The sequence below is a fragment of the Aquimarina aggregata genome, assembly GCF_001632745.1.
GTDB classification, from domain to species: Bacteria; Bacteroidota; Bacteroidia; order Flavobacteriales; family Flavobacteriaceae; genus Aquimarina; species Aquimarina aggregata.
In genome coordinates this window covers 1-761 of the sequence record NZ_LQRT01000054.1, presented here as the reverse complement: position 1 = coordinate 761, position 761 = coordinate 1, and the positions used below count along the sequence as shown (strand labels likewise).

Here is a 761-nt window from a genome sequence, read left to right as displayed (position 1 = left end):
TTATCGGCAATATCATCGCCATCAGCATCTAAAGGATCTCGCCAGTCTCTATCACCGCCTACATTATCATCATCTGGAAAATCGGTCGCTAACTCCCCTCCATCGGTAGCATTCGTTGCAGGGGTAGTACCTAAATCAATTGTATCATAATTATCATCTAAACCATCTCCATCACTATCAGCATTTGCAGGTAAGGTATCCGGGACATTATCACCATCAGTATCATAAGCCTCGGTAGCATCAGGAATACCATCGCCATCGGCATCGGTATCTATATAATCACCACCACCGGTACCATCGATATCAACAGTATCAGGATCTAATGCAGTACCGTTAGTATCATAAGCATCATTTACTCCATTACCATCAGTATCAGATTCATCAATTAATGGTGTAGCTGGGTTATCTACAATAGGAGCGATATAACCAACCGTAGGTTGACCCTCAATATTATCAGGAATACCATCATCATCTGAATCAATATCCAAATAATTAGGACCATCATTTACATTACCATCAGTATCAGTAGGTGCGCCGCTTACTCCTGCTCCATCTACGCCCCCATCTTCTGCAGTATCAGGAATACCATTTGACCCTACACTACCGTTAATAACTCCATCATTATCTGTGTCTAACGCACCATTACCCGTCTCAACAACATCATATAAACCATCATTATCACTATCTAAATCTAAATGGTTTGGAATACCATCGCCATCAAAATCATAAACATCGGGAACACCATCACCATTACTATCCGT

Annotated in this window: 1 pseudogene; it reads right to left on the bottom strand. The window is 41.3% G+C overall.

Annotated features, from left to right (window positions below):
• Positions 1 to 761: pseudogene (locus AWE51_RS23335) on the bottom strand (gliding motility-associated C-terminal domain-containing protein); the annotation flags it as partial.